Source organism: Methyloparacoccus sp. NF-16, from assembly GCF_056880625.1.
Window position 1 is genome coordinate 100,662 of the sequence record NZ_CP174130.1, and the last position, 17,341, is coordinate 118,002.

6 protein-coding genes are annotated in these 17,341 nt (G+C 69.9%); 4 read left to right on the forward strand and 2 right to left on the reverse strand.

Annotated features, from left to right (window positions below):
• Window positions 1–121: 121 nt before the first annotated feature.
• Window positions 122–1,777 carry a ShlB/FhaC/HecB family hemolysin secretion/activation protein gene (locus ACH5N8_RS00505; protein WP_483282081.1) on the forward strand — a complete coding sequence of 552 codons (1,656 nt, stop codon included), beginning with the start codon at window positions 122–124 and terminating at the stop codon, window positions 1,775–1,777.
• The gene (locus ACH5N8_RS00510; RefSeq protein WP_483282082.1) at window positions 1,767–11,882 is read left to right on the forward strand and encodes a filamentous haemagglutinin family protein; all 10,116 of its coding nucleotides are present in this window, start codon (window positions 1,767–1,769) and stop codon (window positions 11,880–11,882) included. The genes ACH5N8_RS00505 and ACH5N8_RS00510 overlap by 11 nt, the downstream gene beginning before the upstream one ends.
• Before the next feature lie 129 nt (window positions 11,883–12,011).
• Here the strand turns inward: ACH5N8_RS00510 and ACH5N8_RS00515 are convergent, their stop codons facing one another.
• Window positions 12,012–13,559: a PKD domain-containing protein gene (locus tag ACH5N8_RS00515; protein WP_483282083.1), complete on the reverse strand. Its 1,548-nt coding sequence runs from the start codon at window positions 13,557–13,559 to the stop codon at window positions 12,012–12,014.
• Between the two features lie 12 nt (window positions 13,560–13,571).
• Complete coding sequence (locus tag ACH5N8_RS00520) at window positions 13,572–15,116, reverse strand: hypothetical protein (RefSeq protein ID WP_483282084.1); 1,545 nt, start codon at window positions 15,114–15,116, stop codon at window positions 13,572–13,574.
• Between the two features lie 359 nt (window positions 15,117–15,475).
• Here ACH5N8_RS00520 and modA point away from each other — a divergent pair, with 359 nt between their 5' ends.
• Window positions 15,476–16,234, forward strand: coding sequence for a molybdate ABC transporter substrate-binding protein (gene modA / locus ACH5N8_RS00525; RefSeq protein ID WP_483282085.1), 759 nt, complete (start codon window positions 15,476–15,478; stop codon window positions 16,232–16,234).
• 81 nt (window positions 16,235–16,315) lie between these two features.
• Window positions 16,316–17,254 carry a LysR family transcriptional regulator gene (locus ACH5N8_RS00530; RefSeq protein ID WP_483282086.1) on the forward strand — a complete coding sequence of 313 codons (939 nt, stop codon included), beginning with the start codon at window positions 16,316–16,318 and terminating at the stop codon, window positions 17,252–17,254.
• The last annotated feature ends 87 nt before the right edge of the window (window positions 17,255–17,341 follow it).

Below are 17,341 nucleotides of genomic sequence, written 5' to 3' on the forward strand. Positions count from 1 at the left end.
AGGCGGGAGGCAGAAGCCGGTGGCATCCTCGCCACCGGCTTTCATGCGCTGGACCCGCGCCGGGTCCCGGGTTCGCAAGACAGGGCCTCGGGCCAGAACCGCTACGCTGAAACCATCGGCCATGCCAAACAGCTTGTTTCCTGCGCCCCCGCGGCGCTGTTCACGTTCCTGCCGCTGCCGCACGGCGCTGGTTTCCGCGCTGGCGCTCGGCCTTGGCTGGGGCGCCTCCGTGCGGGGCGACGAGGCGGAGCCGAAACCCCGCTTCGATGTCTGGGAGTACCGGATCGAAGGCAATACCACCCTCGACAACTCGATCATCGAGCGCACGGTGTACGGCTATCTGGGCGAGAGCCGGACCCTCGACGACGTGGAACAGGCCCGCCTGGCGCTGGAAAAGGCCTACCACGAATCCGGCTATGCTGCCGCGCTGGTCAGCATTCCCGAGCAGGATGTCAACGAGGGCGTCGTCGTGTTGCAGGTGGCGGAGGGCACGGTGGACCAGCTGAAAGTGACCGGCTCCACCTATTTCTCGCCCAACAGCATCAGGCAGAGGGTGCCCTCGCTGGCCGAGGGCAAGCCGCTCAACATGCCGCTGGCGCAGGCCGAGCTGACCCGGCTGGCGGCCGAGAATCCGGACCGCCAGGTCACCCCGGTCATGCGCGCCGGGGCCACGCCCGGCACCATGGAGGTCGAGCTGGAGGTCAAGGACGAACTGCCCCTGCACGGCTCGGTGGAGCTGAATGCCCGCAACAGCATCAACACCACCCGCCTGCGCCTGCCGGTCATGCTGCGCTACGACAACCTCTGGCAGCTCAATCACAGCGCCTCGCTGCAATACCAGGTGGCGCCGGAGGACCCGTCGAACGTGCAGGTCTGGTCCGGCACCTACGTGCTGCCGATCGAGGCCATCGACTCGCGGCTGGCGCTGTACGGCATCGGCCTGGACTCGCAGAGCGACGTCACCACGGCCGGCTCCCTCAACGTGGTCGGCAACGGCAACATCTTCGGCGCCCGCTTGGTGAAGCCCCTGCCGAGCACGGCGGAGTACCTCCAGTCGGTGGGCTTCGGCTGGGACTACAAGGACTTCGGCCAGAGCATCAATCCCCGGGACCAGACCGGCACCCCGGCCGACAGCAGCCCGGTGACTTACTCGCCGTTCCAGGTCAACTACAGCGGCACCCTGGCCAGCCAGGCCGGCACGCTGACGCAGTTCAACACCGAGCTGAACTTCAACTTCGCCGGCATGGGCAGCAGTTACCAGCAGTTCGAGAAGAAGCGGCCGGGGGCGACGCCGAACTATCTCTACCTGGCCGGCGAGGTCAAGCATCGCCAGCCGCTGCCGGCGGACATGGCGGTGCAGGTGCGCGCCAGCGGCCAGATCGCCGACAGCCCGCTGATCAACAACGAGCAGATGGGGGCGGGCGGCATGCTGACCGTGCGCGGCTATCACGAGGTGGAGCGACTCGGCGACAACGGCGTGATCGGCTCGCTGGAATTCTGGTCGCCGGATGTCGGCGCCATCGACATGGACGGGCTGGAGCAGCTCAACGACCTGCGCCTCCTGGCCTTCACCGACGTCTCCCAGCTGTGGCTGAACGGCCCGCTGTCACCCGGCACGCCCAACCAGTACGAACTCTGGAGCACCGGCGCCGGCTTTCGCATGCGCGCCTTCAAGAACCTCAACGGCGAGTTCTACTGGGAATATCCCTTCATCGGTACCGAGTTCGTGAAACCCGGCCAGCAACGCATCGATTTCAGGGTGGCTTATGAATTCTGACGCACCGCGCGGCCGAGGCGCCGCATCCGCCATTCCGGTTTCCGCTCCCGGTGTCCGCCTGCGACCGCTCGCGGCGTCCGTCCAGCGCGTGCTGGCCGCCGGCCTGTCGCTGGGCATGGGCAACGTCATGGCCGGCGAGCTGCCGGTGCCCCGGGCGGCCCTGGTCAGCATGGGGCGAGCCGATCAGGTGGTGACCGGCAACCGGATGATCGTCAACCAGTACACCGACCGGGCGGTGCTGAACTGGGAGAGCTTCAACATCGGCAAGGACAGCGCCGTGCAGTTCAAGCAGCCCTCGGCCGCGTCCGTCGCCCTGAACCGCATCTACCAGTCCGATCCCAGCCAGATCCTGGGCAACCTCAGCGCCAACGGGCAGGTATATCTGCTCAACCCCAACGGCATCGTCTTCGGCAAGGATTCGACCGTCAACGTCAACACGCTGGTCGCCACCAGCCTCAACATCACCGACGATACCTTCGAGCGCGGTTTCACCAAGGTGCTGAACCAGGATGGCCGCGCGGCGCTGACCGGCACCGGCCAGGTCTATCGCCGGGATGCCCAGGGCAACTTCGTCCTCGACGACAAGGGCAACAGGGTCAAGATCGGCATCGCGTTCGAGCAGGGCGCACAGGTGAACGCCGGCAAGTCCGGCCGCATCATCGCCGCCGCGCCCTCGGTGGTGAACCGCGGCAAGCTGTCGGCGCCGGATGGCCAGATCCTCATGGTCGCGGCGACCGACAAGGTCTACCTGCAGGAGACCAGCGGCGATCCCTCGCTACGCGGTCTGGTGGTCGAGGTCGCCACCGGCGGCGATGTCACCAATGTCGGCAAGCTGGTGGCCCAGCGCGGCAACGTCACCCTGCTGGGCTTTGCCGTCAACCAGAAGGGCCAGGTATCGGCCTCCACGGCCGTGCAGGCCAACGGCTCGGTGCGGCTGCTGGCGCGCGAAGGCGCCGTGTCCCGCCGCGAGGGCGACAAATGGCTGTTGCAGCCGGGCGCCACCACGCGCCGCGAAGCCGCCGACGACGGCCTCGGAACCCGCGCCCGGGTCGTGCTGGCCGAAGGCAGCCTGACCGAGGCCACGCCCGATCTCAAGGACACCGCGACCGCCGTCGACGGCCAGGCCCAGGAAGCCTCGCGGGTCGAGATCATGGGCAAGCAGGTGCGCATCGAGAAGGACGCGGTGATCCGCGCGCGCGCCGGCAAGGTCTCGATCACCGCCACCGAAAATCCCGCCAGTCCGGCCCTGCCCAACGTCAAGAACGACAGCAAGGTGATGATCGCGCCCGGGGCCACTATCGACGTCTCCGGCATCAAGAATGTCAGCCTGCCGATGGCGCGCAACGTCGTCGAGGTCGAGCTGCGCAGCAACGAGCTGCGCGATGCCCCGCTGCAGAAGAGCGGGCCGCTGTATGGCAAGAAGATCAAGGTCGATATCCGCAAGGGCACGCCGCTGGCCGACATCGCCGGCGCGCTGGACCGCATCGCCCGCACGGTCGCCGAGCGCAGCACCGGCGGCGGCGCCCTGTCCATCGTCTCGGAAGGCGACGCGGTGCTGGCCGCGGGGTCGAAGGTCGATCTCAGCGGCGGCTCGGTACGCTACCGTTCCGGCTTCGTCCAGACCAGCCTGCTGATCGGCCCGGACGGCCGCTCGCTGGTCGACATCGGCAGCGCCAGCCCGGATGTCAGATACCTGGGGCTGGCCGAACCGCTCAAGCACACCTACGTCGGCTCCAACCTGTCCTTCACCCGCGACCGCGTCGGCCCGGTTTCCGCCGGCACATTCGAGTCCGGCTATGTCGAGGGCAAGTCGGCCGGCACGCTGGACATCCGCGCCGCCGCCCTGGCGCTGGATGGCGAGATGCAGGCGATCGCCGTCAACGGCGCACGCCAGCGCGCACCCGAGCTGCAGGCGCATGGCGGCACCCTGTCCATCGACCTGGCCCGCACCACCGCCGACAACCAGGCGGTGCGGCTCGGCAAGAAGACCGGCTCCGGGACGCCGGACGAGGACGGCAGCCTGCCGACCGATCCCGCCAATCCCGGCCAGCCGCTGGAGCTGGTGCTGGATGGCAGCGGCCTGAAGCGTACCGGCCTGCAGGCGATCCGCATCAACACCAATGGCAGGATCAGCGTCGACCAGGGGCACCGGGTCGAACTGGCCGAGGCCGGCGCCCTGACCCTCAAGGGCGGCGAAATCGCCGTGGACGGGCAGATACGCTCGCTGGCCGGCACGGTGAACCTGGAGACCCGGGTCATCGGCGGCAGCCGCGCCAGCGGTGCGATCAGTCTCGGCGAGCGCGCCTCGATCGACACCAGCGGCGGCTGGAACAACGACCGGCCGGCCACCTCCAGCGGCGTCAATCGCTACGATGGCCGGCCGCTGCGCATCGACGGCGGCAGCGTCGCGGTCAGGGCGGAAGGCGACGTGACGGTGGCGGCCGGCAGCCGCATCGATGTCAGCGGCGGCGCCAACCGCCGGACCGACGGCAGGATCAAGGCCGGCAACGCCGGCAGCATCGCCCTGGAAGCGGCGGCGGTCGGCGGCTCCGACCTCGCGCTGGCCGGCAACCTGATGGGCTATGCCGTGGTCGGCGGTCGCGGCGGATCGCTGTCGCTGACCTCCGACCAGGCGGTGCTGGGCGTCGACGACACCCTGTTCGTCGACGGCGGGCCGGTGCCCCTGTTCCTGGGCAACGCCTTCTTCGGTCGCGGCGGCTTCGCCGCGTACACGGTGGCGTCCAACAAGTCCGGCGTCAGCGTCGGCAGCGGCGCCGACATCGCCGTCACCGTGCAGAACCGGATCCTGGACCCCGGCGCCGTGAGCAAGGTCACCGGCGAGAACCTGGCCGACTTCAGCCAGATCGCCACGCTGCCGGTGCAATCCCGCCCGGCGGGCTCGCTGTCGCTGGTGCTGTCGCAGACGGTCGGTTTCGGCGGCAAGGACGCGGCGGTCAGCATCGGCGATGGCGCCACCTTGCGCACCGATGCCGGCGGCAGGATCGGCATCCGCTCGGACGGCAGCATCCGGGTGAACGGGACGCTGTCGGCGCGCGCCGGCGACATCGACCTGCAGACCGTACCGCCGGCCCTGACCGATCCGGGTTTCCTCGCCAATCAGGGCATCTGGCTGGGCTATGGCGCCAGGCTCGACGCCAGCGGCGCCAGCCTCACCTACCAGGACGCCCAGGGCCGCTACCAGGGCGAGGTGCTGCAGGGCGGCAGGATTCGCCTGCACGCCGACCGTGGTTTCATCGTCGCCGATGCCGGGTCGACGCTGGATGTCGCCGGCACCTCGGACTGGCTGGATATCCCCGGCCGGGTCGTCAACCAGTCGCGGGTGACGGAGCGCCGGCAGGTGGCGTCCGACGCCGGCAGCATCGACCTGCAGGCCGCCGAGGGCATGCAGCTGTTCGGCGACTTCCGGGCCAGCGGCGGCAGCCGCAACGCGGCCGGCGGCGAATTGACGCTGGCGCTCAATCCCTTCACCCGCAACGAACCCGACCAGGCCGGCAGCGGCCAGCCGTTCCCGCGCGTACCCAGCGTCATCGCCATCACCCAGAGCCCGAGCTTCGAACAATTGCCGCCGCAGCAGGGCGGCAACATTCCCCAGAACCAGTTCGGCCAGGCACGGGTCTCGGCCGACCAGGTTGATGCCGGCGGCTTCTCGACGGTCACCTTCCGCTCGCCCGACCGCATCGACATCATCGGTGACCTGAGCCTCGCGGCCCAGCGCAGCCTGAACCTGGATGCGCCGGCGCTGGCCTTCCGGCCGGCCGATGGCGCCTCGGCGGGGCAGGTGTCCCTGAGCGCCCCGCAGGTGTCGCTGGGCTCCACCCAGACCCGGCCCGGCAGCCTCAACCCCAGCCAGGGCGGCGGCAATCTGTGGGTCGACGCCGGCCTGATCGACCTGACCGGCGCCATGGCTCTGCAGGGGTTCGACAGCGCCTATCTCAACAGCCGCGGCGACCTGCGCCTGACCGGTGTCCGCACCAGCCAGCAGCAGCGCGACTTCCTCGGCGAGTTCACCAGCGCCGGCGACCTGACCCTGGCGGCGCGGCAGATCTATCCGACCACGCTCAGCGACTTCAAGGTGTCCATCCGGAACAATCCGCTCGGTACCCTCAGCGTGACGCAGAACGGCAAGGCCGGCGAAACGCCGCTGTCGGTGGCCGGCAAGCTGACGCTGGCGGCGCCGAACATCGTCCAGGGCGGGACCCTGCGGGCGCCGATCGGCGAAATCCGGCTGGATGCCGGCAACAAGCTGCAACTCGCGGCCGGCAGCATCACCTCCAATTCGGCCGGCGGCAAGGTGCTGCCCTTCGGCCGCAGCCAGGGCGGGCTGGACTGGGTCTACCCGCTGGGGCAGCAGAACCTGATTTTCGCCACCCCGCCCGAGAAGCGGCTGTCGCTGAAGGGCGACGTCATCGACATCGCCATGGGCTCGGTGATCGACACCGCCGGCGGCGGCGATCTCTACGCCTTCGAGCATGTGCCGGGGCCGGGCGGCTCCTTCGATGTGCTCGATCCGTCCAGCCAGGGCTACCGGGGCTCCTTTGCCATCCTGCCGGACTACACCGGCAACGCCGCGCCGGTCGATCCCCTGGAGTTGCCCACCAGCGGTCTCAAGATCGGCGACAGCCTGTACCTGTCCGGCGGCGGCGGCCTGAAGGCCGGCCAGTACATCCTGCTGCCGGCCCACTACGCCCTGCTGCCCGGCGCCTATCTGGTGACGCCGGCGGCCGGAACCCAGGATCTCCTGCCCGGCATGCGGCAGCAGGACAGCAACGGCGCCACCATCGTCGCCGGCTACCGGACGGTGGCCGGCACCGATATCCGTGCGCCGCGCTGGAGCGGCTGGGCGGTGGAGACAGGCGCCGCCGTCCGCGCCCGGGCCGAGTATGCCGATTACCGCGCCAACCGCTTCTACGCCGACAAGGCCAGGGAGCTGGGGCACGCCACGCCCTACCTGCCGCAGGATGCGGGCGCCATCCAGATCGCCGCCGGCAGCGGCCTGAACCTGGATGGCGCCATCGATGCCGCCGCTGCCAGGGGTGGCCGCGGCGGGCGGCTGGATATCGCCGCCGACAACATCGCCGTCGTCGCCCAGTCGCAGGCCGCCCAGACGGCCGGCGGCGCGGTGCAGCTGATCGCCGAGCAGCTCAACGCCCTCAATGTCGCCAGCATCTCGCTGGGCGGGCTCCGCAGCAGCCGCGACGATGGCGTCGATCTCACGGTGAGTGCCAACAGCATCCAGCTGGGGCGTGACGCGCAGCTGTTCGGGCAGGAATACATCCTCTCCGCCCGGCAGGACATCTCGTTGGCGCAGGGCGCCGGCATCACCGCGGCCGGTGGCGGGAGCGACGCCGGCGGCGACCGGCCGGTCTACCGTGTGCAGGGCGATGCCGCCTTCCTGCGGGTATCGGGGGATCGGCAGGTGGATTTGCGGCGCGAGGGCGCCGAGGGCCGTTCCGGTTCCATCCAGATTGAGGCCGGCGCCACCGTCGCGTCCACGGGCGCCCTGATGCTGGACGCCTCGGCCGACAATCGCATCGACGGCACCCTGGCCACCGACGGCGGCTCGGTCGCGCTGGGCGCGCGCCGCATCAGCCTGGGCGAGGTGGATGCCAGCGCCAGCGGCCTGATCCTCGACCAGGCCCGGCTCGACGGGCTCAAGGCCGACGAGCTGGTCCTGAGCAGCGGCAGCGACATCAGCCTGTTCGGCGCTGCCGCCGTCAAGGCCAACCGGCTGACCCTGCGTACGGCCGCTCTGCTCGGCTTCGACAATGCCGGCCGGGAAGCCAGCCTGAGCGCGGCGGATACCCTGCGCATCGACAACCAGGCGGGCGCGGTCGCCAGCCGCAGCGGCAACGGCAGCGGCAACCTGCGGCTGAGCGCCAGGAACCTCACCCTCGGCGAGGGCCGCTATGCCATCGGCGGCTTCGCCAACGTCGACCTCGCGGCCAGCGAAGCCATTGCCGGCGACCGCGCCGGCAGCCTCGGGGTGGCCGCCGATCTGAGCCTGCGGGCGCCGCTGGTCACCGGCGGCAAGGGCGCCAATACCGCCATCGACGCCAGCGGCCATGCCGTCACCATCGCCGGCAACGGCACCGCGCAGGCACCGGCCAACCCGGCGCTGGGCGCGCGGCTGGCCATCACCGCCGACAGCATCCGCCATGCCGGCAACATCGGCCTGGCCTCCGGCGGGGTCAAGCTGGACGCGCTGCGTGGCGACCTGGTGCTGACCGGCGATGCCCGCATCGATGTCGCCGGGCGCAGCGCCCGGTTCGGCAATACCGTCATCGACACCGACGGCGGCACCATCGAGCTGGCCGCCGAGGCCGGCAACATCGCCGTGGCGTCGGGCGCCCGGCTGGCTCTGGGCGGCTACCGTGGCGGTACCCTGAGCGTCGCCGTGCCGGCGGGCAATCTCTCGCTGGACGGCGCACTGGCCGCCGCCGGCAAGCAGGCCGGCGGACGCTTCCTGCTGGATGTCGGCAATGCCGCGTCGGTAGGCGATCTCGGTGCCCTCGGTGCCGGCCTGAAGTCGGCCGGCTTCACCGACGAGCTGGCGTTCCGCGCCCGTGACGGGGACTGGCGCCTGGCCGCCGGCGACAGCCTGGCGGCGCGGTTGGTGGCCATCGCGGCCGACCGCGGCGGCATCCGCATCGATGGCGACATTGCTGCCGCCGGAGCCGGCGCCACGGTGCGCCTGACAGCGGCCGACCAGCTGGCGCTGGGCGGGCGGGCGGGCCTCTCGGCGCGCGGCACGGTCGACCGGGGCGGCCGGGTCTGGCTCGGCGCGGTGGATCAGGATGGCGATGGCCAGTCCGGCATCGAGCTGGCCGGCGGGGCCCGCGTCGATGTCCGCGACCAGGCCGGCGGCAGCAATGGCGAAGTCCGGCTGCGGGCCGACCGCGCCGGCGACGATGTGGCTGTCAGCGGCAATCTGCGGGCGGCCATCACCGGCTCGCGCGACACCACGGTCGAGGCGGTGCGGCTGCACGAACGGGAAGGCACCGTCACCGCCGAGGACATCGCCGGCTGGAAGGCCGAGACCGCTGACTACATGACCCATGCGGAAACGATCGAGGCGCGCCTCGGCCTGCCGGGCGGCCTGCTGGCGGGGCTGGAGATCCGCAGCCGTGGTGATCTTGCCCTCGATGCCGCCGGCTGGGATCTGGCCGACTGGCGCTATGGCGGCCGGGCCGGGGTGCTGAGCCTGAATGCCGGCGGCAATCTGGCCATTCGCGGCGAGCTGAGCGACGGCTTCCGCGATGCGGACAACGGCATCGATCTCACCGGCATCCTCGGTCCGGATGCCGTGATGCCGGTGCACGACCAGTTGCAGACCGGCGCCTCCTGGAGCTACCGGCTGGCGGCCGGCGGCGACGTGGTCGTGGGCCGGAACGCCCTGATCAGGACCGGCACGGGCGACATCGACATCGCCGCCGGCCGCGACCTGGTGCTGAGCGACGCCAGCGCGGCCATCTACACGGCCGGGCGCACCACCCAGAACAACCGCTACGGCAGCTTCAACAACGGTTTCGTGGCCTACAACTTCTTCGGCGAATACCCGGTCGAGGGTGGCGACATCCGCATCCAGGCCGGCCGCGACGTGGTCGGCGCACTGACCGGGCAGTTCTTCGACGGCTGGTTCGCGCGGGTCGGCAACTGGAGCCAGGATGCCAACCACGAGGGCGAGACGCCGACCGCCTGGTCGATCGGCATCGGCGGCCCGGTGGGCACCACGCGGCCGCTGTCCAGCTTCAACCAGAATGTCGGCGCGCTGGGGGGCGGCGACGTGGTCGTCGAGGCCGGTCGCGACGTCCGCGATCTTTCCGTGGTCCTGCCCTCCACCGGCAAGCAGATCGGCGAGGCCGAGAACACGGGCCGCGGCTCGGAGGCGAACTTCAGGGCCAATGTGGTCGAGGTCCAGGGTGGCGGCCATCTCAAGGTCGCGGCCGGCGGCGATGTGGTCGGCGGCACCTTCTACAGCGGCCGCGGCGACGCGGAGATCGCCGCGGCCGGCGCGATCCGCGCGTCCGCGGCCAACAACGGCATCGGCACGGTGCTCGCCCTGGGCGACTCGCGCTTCGCGCTGAAGGCGGGCGATGGCATCGAGCTCGGCGCCGCCATCAATCCGACCGTGCTGCACGACGCCCGCAGCCGCAACTACTTCTTCACCTACGGCGCCGACAGCGGCATCGAACTGCAGGCGCTGTCCGGTGACGTGACCCTGCAGAACGACATTGCCGGGCTGATCGACGCGGTCAACGCGCGGCGGCCAGCGGCCAGCCAGATCAAGTTCCCGGGCGTGTCGCAGGAGGCGCTGACGGTCTACCCGGCCAGCCTGAACGTCGCCGCCCTGCAGGGCGATATCGTCTTCGGCCAGTCCTTCGTCACCTATCCCTCGGCGAAGGCGGACTTCAGCCTGCTGGCCGGCGGCGACATCACCACCGGCCGCAACGGCAACAACGTCAACATCACCCAGTCGGATGCCGACCCGACCCTGCTGCCCAGCGTGGCCAGCCCGGCCACCAGCTGGGAGGATGCCTTCCAGCGCCTGCAGCCGTTCGGCGACGCCAACCTGATCCATGCCCGCACGCCGATCCATCGCGGCGATACGGTTCCGGCCACCCTCTGGGCCGGCGGCAGCATCCGCTCCAGCGATCCGCTGCTGTTCTCGCTGGCGGAAGCGGCCAACGTGCAGGCCGGCAAGGATCTGCTGGACGTCAGCTTCCAGATCCAGCATGCGGATTACGCGCTGTCCAGCATCGCCGCCGGGCGCGACATCCAGTTCACCTCGCCGCGCAACGCCCAGGGCAACCTGGTCAACCTGACGCGCGAGATCCGCCTTGCGGGGCCGGGCCAGCTGTGGGTCACGGCCGGCCGTACCATCGATCTGGGCGCGTCCGAGGGCATCTACACCATCGGCAACACCAACAACAGCGCCCTGGCCGAGCGCGGGGCGTCGGTCTCCATCCTGGCGGGCCTGGGACAGCAAGGCGCCCGCTACGACGACTTCGCCCGCCAGTACGATCCGCTCAGCCCCAAGTACGCGGCGGACCTGACCCGCTACATGCAGACCCGCCTGGGCGAGGCCGATCTCGACGCCGCCGCGGCGGCCACGGCCTACCGCGACCTGCCGGAGGCGGACCGGCGCGAGTTCCTGCTGGCGGTGCTGTTCCGCGAGATCCGCGACGCCTCGGCGGCGGCCGCGCGCAGCGGCAAGGCCGCGGACTACGCGCCGGGTTACGCGGCGATCGAGGCGATGTTCCCGGGCGCCGGCAAGCCGGGCTCGGCCTACGCCGGCGATCTCAAGCTGTTCTTCAGCAAGGTGCACACGATCGACGGCGGCGACATCAACCTGGTGGTGCCGGGCGGGCTGGTCAACGCCGGTCTCGCCGTGGCCTTCGCCGGTTCCAAGCCGGCCAGCCAGCTGGGCATCGTCGCCCAGCGCGAGGGCGCCGTGAACGGTCTGGTGAACGGTGACTTCCAGGTCAACCAGTCACGTGTGTTCGCCATGGATGGCGGCGACATCACGCTGTGGTCGTCGAACGGCAACATCGATGCCGGTCGCGGCGCCAAGGCGGCCATCGCCGCGCCGCCGCCCATCGTCACCTTCGACGAGCAGGGCAACCTCAAGATCGAGTTCCCGCCGGTGGTGTCGGGTTCCGGCATCCGTACCGCCGCCAGCACCGTCGGCCGTCCCGGCGACGTCTTCCTGGCGGCGCCCAAGGGCATTGTCGATGCCGGCGAGGCGGGCATCGGCGGCTCCAACATCACCATCGCCGCCACGGCGGTGATCGGCGCCAGCAACATCGACGTCGGCGGCAGCGCGACCGGCGTGCCCAGCGCCAACGTCGCCGTGCCCGTGGCTCCGGCCGGCGCGGCGGCGGCCGCCTCCTCGGCCACCAACACAGCCACCGCCACCGCCGAGGACGCGGTCAACAACGACGTCAATCAGGCCAACGAGAAGAACGATCTGGCGCAGCGGATGGCCGAGAACGCGGCCCGCCTCAACCCGCTGCAGGTCGATATCCTCGGCTTCGGCGAATGCGGCGTGGCCGACATCAAGGAAGGCAAGCCCGGCTGCGGGTGAGGCCGGCCGCGGCCGCTGGTGCGCGCGCCCGGCACGCTCAGGCTGGGGAACCAGGCGGGTGGCTGCCCCGCAAGGGCAGGGTGTCCGGCCACGCCGGGATGACCGGCGTGGCCGGATACCGGTGACGGGCTAGGGCCTGCGCACCACGATGCGGGCGTCGTCGCAGGCCCAGGCCGATGTGTTTCTGGGCTTGACGCAGGCGCGCAGCACACCGGTTTCGCTCGCCTGCGCCTGCTTCGGCTTCCAGCGGAAACCACCCTTGCCGGCGGCGACGCTGCCCAGGGTCTTGAAGTTCACCCCGTCCCGCGAATACTGCAAGCGCACCGCGCGTTTCGGCGCCACGTCCCGGGTTGTCCAGGCGATGCGTTGCGCAACGCCGACGACCCACTCGCCAGGCGCCCGTAGCGTCAGGATGCCTGGCCCGGCGATCGCGACGTCGACCCAGCCCTGACCGCTCAGTTCGCCGTCCGAGACCGTCAGGCCGAAGCGGTAATCGCCCTGCAGATCCGGCGTGAACGATGCCTGCGCGCTCTCAGCCCCGGCCAAGGTCGTGGCCGGGCCGCCGGATGGGGTCCACTGGAAGCGCAGCGGAGCCGGCGCGTTGTCGGGGTCGTAGCTCCGGCTGCCGTCCAGCGTCACCCGCTGGCCGACCCGCCCGCTCAGGCGGGTTTCCAGCTGCACGACCGGCGCCTGATTGGCGGCGGACTCGACCGCGATGTCCAGCGTGGCGGAGGCGTTCGCCTCCCCGTCGCCGACGGTCAGGCGGAAGCGGTAGCGGCCCGGTTGCGCGGGGGTGAAGCCGGCCTTGGGACTTTGCGGGTTTTCCAGCGTGGCCAGCGGGCCGGACAGCCGGATCCAGGCATGGCGCAGGGGCTCGGGGCCCTGGTCCTGGTCGCGGCTGCCGCTGCCGTCCAGGATGACCGTCTCGCCGACGCGGGCGGCGCCGGGACCGGCGATGTCAACCTGGGGTGGCAGGTTGCCGCTGGCCGTGCGATCGAAGCTCAGCTTGCCGTCCCGGGTCAGCAGCCAGCTGCCGAGCTGCTCGACGCGGCCACCGGCAACATCGCCGGTGTTGTTGTTGACGCGGTAAAAGGCAACCGGCTGTCCGGGGTGGCCTACCGTGCTTCCGCCAACCAGCCCGCCGAGGCTGGCCCCCCAGTTGTCGCCGTCGAAATAGCCCGCCTCGCCGGCATGAAAGGTGCCGGCGGTATCCGTCAGCTGGCTGGCATAGATCTGCATGCGCTGGCGGACGGCATCGATCGACACGAAGTCCCCGGCAAGGTCGGCGCGCGAGCCGGTGTGGGTCAGGAGATAGCCCCAGGACGACAGGTTGGCGCCGTCGGCCGACAGCCGGTGAAAGGCGGCGATGTTGAACAGCAGGCCATCCTTGCCGAGCAAGTCGGCAAACCGGCTGTCGCCGGCCAGGTCGAGCGTCAGCGCGGGGTTGTCCAGGAACTGCCGGTAGGTGACCTGCAGGTCGCGGTAATAGCTGGTCTGGGTGAGGGGGTCGAGGACGGACAGGAACAGGGACGAGGGACCGCCGTCGCTGCCGTCATGATTCAGCGCCCAGGCCGGGTTCGCGACGGCGAGGACACAGCCGAGCGCCATCGACCGGAGGCGGAAGGGCCGTCGCCTGCCGGACACGGCCCGTGCGGGTGGGCGTCGGATCTGGTTCATGGAACTGCCCTCCTAGAAATTGCTGACATGGCCCGCGCGCGTCTGCGGCAGGATGCAGTTGTCCAGCCCCCCATCCGGGGCATGGGTGTAGGCCGTGACGGGGTAGTTGGCGTTGAAGGGGGCGGCAGGCGTATAGCCCTGGCCGCTGGTGGCGATGAAGCTGCCCTGTCCCCAGCGATGGGCGATGGTGCTGTTGAGCTGGGCAAACAGCGTCGGCGTGGTGGCCTCGGTCGCCAGCTTGCGGATCAGGGTCAGCGTGTCGCCGGTCGGTTGCGGGTCCTGTTTGCGCCAGACGTAGGCGGCCTCGGTGAAATATGCATAGCGGCCGGCGGCGACTTCTTCCAGCGTCGGGGCGGCACCGTCGATGCGGATGTAGCGGTAGTTCAGCTGCAGGTTCGTGTTGCGCTCCGTCGTCAGCATGCCGACCGCCCAGGCCCTGTTGACCGCCGGGTTGAAGGTGCCCAGGTTGGTGCCGTCGTTGAAGTCGGCCAGACAGATTTCCTCCGCCGTGACCTGTGGCGGCGAGACGACGACCGGTCCGGACACCGGATTGCTGATGTCCACCGGCAGGCTGCCGGTCGCCGCGCAGGGTGTGTTGAGGAAATAGGCATTCACGGCCGCCTGGGTGCTGGCGCCCAGGTTGCGCCGGCAGATGTGCACCAGATCGGAGGTCAGCGAGGCCTTGTTGAAATCGGTCAGCGGTTTCGCGCTCGGGCTGCTGGCGCCGCTGGCCGTGACATCCACCTGCACGTCGCTCCAGCGGGCGATGCGTCCGGCAAACAGGCTGGCGAGCAGGCTCTTGCTCAGGGAGGGCATGCAGTCGATGCCCTCGCGGCGCTCATTGTCGGTCAGGCAGGCCGGGTCCAGGCGACCCTGGGCCACCTGCGCTTCCTGCAGCGCATCGCGCAGACCCAGGGTGACCGGGGTGTTCTGCAGTACGCCACCGGCATTCATCACCTGCAACTGGTCCGCAATGGCCGCCGGCGTGGGCTGGTTGAAGCGGACACCATCGATGGTCGGGTTGTAGTTCGGGCCGCGAAACGCCTGGGGATCGGTGTCCAGCACGCCGAGGTCGGGGGTGGCCGGAAACACGTCGCCTGGCCGGTCGGTACGGCAGCTCCAGGTGGCGCCCGCGGCGGTCCGGGTGCACTGCGGCGTGCCGTCCTGGCGATGGTCGATACCCATGAAGTTCACGCCCTTGCCGGTTTCCAGCAGCGGATAGACGCCGGTGATGGCGCCGCTGCGATTGCGCTTGAGGATCAGCAGCCGGGGGTTGGTCAACGTCAGGCCGGGCACTTTCGTCGCGTCGATCTGGCAGAAGAAGGCCCGCCAGTAGGTTCCCTTGCCCACCGGATCGGCATCGCGGAACTGGTCCAGCGTGCCCGGCTGACAGATCATGCCCAGCACCTTGACCAGGTTGTTGTCCTGGATGGTCGAACCGGCGACATGCAGGGTGATGTCCGCCGGCGTGCCGGGCGTGAGTGCCAGGCCGGCCGGCGCATGGAGTGTGGCGGCAATGGCCAGTGCCGGGAGTCGGTGGCCAGCGGGTATGCGCATCGTGGTACCTCTGAAACGTAGGGGGCGGTAGCGGAATACAGATCGATATAAACGCTACGCCATATCGTGTTTCAAGGTCAAACCGAGAGTCGCGGGCGGTTATCTGGCAATGAGGCCAGTCCGGGTCTTGCCCCAAATTTACTCGCCTTTCTCAGGCGCCCGTCGCCATTTCTGGCCGGCGGCTGGCAGCGGCACGCGGCCCGGCGATGGCCGATGCCGGAGGATTGTCATGTCCATATAAGATGATGTACATAATGCTGCTTTGCCGCCGTGCTGGCGTGCGGCAAGGCGGGGGTGCCGCCAGCCGGCACACCCGCCACGCCTCGTTTCTCCCCCACCCCTGAACAGGAGCTGAACCCATGAGTAGACCGGCAATTTGGCGGCTGGCGCTGATGCTGATGATCGGCATGGCCGCGCCAGGGACCCGCGCCGACGAGGTGCTGGTGGCCGTGGCCGCCAACTTCACCGCCCCCATGCAGGCGATTGCCAGGGCCTTCGAGGCGGATACCGGCCACAAGGCAGTGCTGACCTTTGGCGCCACCGGGACGTTCTATGCCCAGATACGCCATGGCGCGCCGTTCGAAATCCTCCTGTCCGCGGATGCCGGGACGCCGGCCCGGCTGATCGCCGAAGGGAATGCCGTGGCCGGCAGCCGGTTCACCTATGCCATTGGCAAGCTGGTCCTGTGGAGCGCCAGGCCCGGCGTCGTCGACGAGCAGGGCAAGGTGCTCCGCACGGGCACGTTCAGGCACCTGGCCATCGCCAACCCGAGACTTGCCCCGTATGGCGCGGCGGCCATCCAGGTTCTCGACAGGCTCGGCCTCGGCCAGGCGCTGGCGCCCAGGCTGGTGCAGGGGGAAAACATCGCCCAGACCTTCCAGTTCGTGCAAAGCGGCAATGCCGAGCTGGGCTTTGTCGCCCTCTCGCAGGTGTTCAAGGACGGCAGGATCGGCCCCGGTTCCGGCTGGATCGTCGACCCGGCGCTCTACCCGCCGATCAGGCAGGATGCCGTCGTGCTCGGCAAGGGCGAGGGTAAGATCGCCGCCCGGGCGCTGATGGATTACCTCAGGCGCGACAAGTCCCGCGCCATCATCGGCGCCTACGGCTACGGATTCTGAAGGCGCGGGCATGCGCGGACGGCGGCGCTCGGGTTGGCGTCGGGATGCGTCGCCGATCCGTCCACTCCCCTGAGCGGTCCTATGTTCATCCGTCAGGTTCACTACCTGCTCGCCCTGGCGAAACTTGGCCATTTCGGCCGCGCGGCGGAGGCCTGCCATGTTTCCCAGCCGGCCCTGTCGACGGCCATCCAACATCTGGAGGAGGAGCTGGGCGTGACCCTGGTCCGGCGTGGTCAGCGCTTCCAGGGATTCACCCCGGAAGGCGAGCGCCTCCTGCAATGGGCCCGGCGGCTGGCCCGCGACTGGGAGGGCATGCGCCAGGAGGCCGCACTGTGCGCTCAGCAACTCACCGGCACCCTGCGCCTCGGTGCGATCCCGACCACCCTGGCGGTGACGCCCCAGCTCACCGAGCCCTGCCAGGCGCAATGTCCGGGTGTCACCATCCAGTTGCTATCACTGTGCGCCGAGGATCTGATTCGCCAGCTCGACCGGTTCGAGCTGGATCTCGGCCTGACCTACCTCGAGGACCCCCGGCTCAAGGGTTTCCGCACCCAGCCGCTGTACCGGGAGCGGTATGTGCTGCTGGCCCGCCATCCCGATCCGGCCCTGGCCGCTGGCGAAGCCGGCTGGGTGGACATTGCCGGCTTGCCGCTCTGCCTGCTGACGCCCAACATGCAGAGTCGTCACCTCATCGACGCGGCCTTCCGCGAGGCCGGCGTGACCCCACGGGTCATGCTGGAAACCGATGCCGTGTTTGCCCTCTATGCCCATGTCCGCTGCGCCGGACTTTACAGCGTGGTACCTCACAGTCTCCTGAGCCTGTTCGAAATGCGCCAGGAGGTCACGGCCATTCCCCTGAAGCCCGAGCTGTCCCGTCCCGTCGGTCTCATCTCGCGGATTCAGGACCAACTGCCGGCGGTGCCGGCAGCTGTCTGGAACATCGCGGCCGGGCTGAATCTGCAGGCGCGGCTGGATGCCCTGATAAACGCCATGGATCAGCCAATGCCCACAAACGATTAGCCGCGCCACTGCACAAGCCCGACAATGCCGACCACCTGGCCAGGTACTCGCCGGGTTCGGCCGGGACACCGGTGGACCCACCCGTTA

Excerpts from the sequence above, each read along its gene's own strand:
- modA (WP_483282085.1), top strand. The coding sequence starts at position 15,476 with ATGAGTAGACCGGCAATTTGGCGGCTGGCGCTGATGCTGATGATCGGC.
- ACH5N8_RS00530 (WP_483282086.1), top strand. The coding sequence starts at position 16,316 with ATGTTCATCCGTCAGGTTCACTACCTGCTCGCCCTGGCGAAACTTGGC.
- ACH5N8_RS00510 (WP_483282082.1), top strand. The coding sequence starts at position 1,767 with ATGAATTCTGACGCACCGCGCGGCCGAGGCGCCGCATCCGCCATTCCG.
- ACH5N8_RS00505 (WP_483282081.1), top strand. The coding sequence starts at position 122 with ATGCCAAACAGCTTGTTTCCTGCGCCCCCGCGGCGCTGTTCACGTTCC.
- ACH5N8_RS00515 (WP_483282083.1), bottom strand. The coding sequence starts at position 13,559 with ATGAACCAGATCCGACGCCCACCCGCACGGGCCGTGTCCGGCAGGCGA.
- ACH5N8_RS00520 (WP_483282084.1), bottom strand. The coding sequence starts at position 15,116 with ATGCGCATACCCGCTGGCCACCGACTCCCGGCACTGGCCATTGCCGCC.